Source organism: Vibrio sp. 10N.222.48.A3, from assembly GCF_041475345.1.
GTDB lineage: Bacteria > Pseudomonadota > Gammaproteobacteria > Enterobacterales > Vibrionaceae > Vibrio > Vibrio tasmaniensis_A.
In genome coordinates this window covers 1-390 of record NZ_JBFRVX010001614.1, presented here as the reverse complement: position 1 = coordinate 390, position 390 = coordinate 1, and the positions used below count along the sequence as shown (strand labels likewise).

The following is a 390-nucleotide window of genomic DNA, read 5'->3' as shown; positions in this document are numbered from 1 at the left end:
CTTAAAAACACCACTGCATTATTTAAGGCATGAATGCCAAATGTAACCCCAAATGCCGATTTAAATGATTTTTGACGCCAAATTAAATAGGATATTGAAAGAATAAAAAACAAGAAAAGTACGCCAAATCCGTTTAGCACGCTGTTAAAAGTATGTGCTGCGGCCCATGTCAGCGCGCTAATTACTGAAGTCATCACTACTTCAAAATTAAACATTTGTATAAGCTTTAATATTGGAACCATTAGAAGCGTTTCGACAGCCGGAGCTAGAATAATCAAAAACAATAATGACGATTCCTGTCTATCATCCGGAGCAACAAGTTCAGAACCCCAAACGTATGACGCAGCGAATACTAAAGGAAAAGTCACACAAGCATGCAATAGATATGAT

The 390-nt window shown here is 37.2% G+C and carries 1 protein-coding gene; it reads right to left on the bottom strand.

Going from position 1 to position 390, the window contains the following annotated elements; genetic code table 11:
* On the bottom strand, nt 1–390 hold a 390-nt coding region (locus tag AB4653_RS28055), incomplete at both ends, for a hypothetical protein (protein ID WP_372105900.1).